Below are 460 nucleotides of genomic sequence, written 5' to 3' on the forward strand. Positions count from 1 at the left end.
TATCGCTCGTATTCACGTTACCGAACTGATCCAGCAGCGTAATGACTGGCTGCTGAGCGAAGCTGCCGCCATTCGTCTGCGGCGCACTTACCCCTGTGGTCAGCTTCATCGTCGCTGTGCTGCCTGCAACTGAAATCATGTTCAGCGCTGTTGCCGCTGGCGATGCTACGCCTGCTTGGCTGAACAACACAGCTTGCGCTCCGGCTTTGTTCAGCTTCAGGTTCACCTGAGCTACACCTTCAACGAAACTTACGTTGATTTTGCTCGGTGATGCCGCCAAAGCGGTCCCCCCAAAACTTCCGTACGTTCCGTCTGGTGCAGCACCATAACCCGCTACCGTCACTTCTTTGGTTCCGGTGAACGTTGTATCTGTATCGCCCAGCGAATTCTTCACTGTCAAAGTGATCGCATTATCCACACCTACAACAGGGGTTAAAGTCGCCGCTGTTGCGGTGAGGCT

1 protein-coding gene is annotated in these 460 nt (G+C 54.3%); it reads right to left on the reverse strand.

What is annotated here, in order from left to right; translation table 11 throughout:
- Positions 1–460, reverse strand: a 460-nt coding sequence (locus CA600_RS31475) for a hypothetical protein (RefSeq protein ID WP_179281795.1), incomplete at both ends; no start/stop codon positions are given.

Source organism: Paenibacillus sp. VTT E-133280 (assembly GCF_002264385.1).
GTDB lineage: Bacteria > Bacillota > Bacilli > Paenibacillales > Paenibacillaceae > Paenibacillus_AQ > Paenibacillus_AQ nitricinens.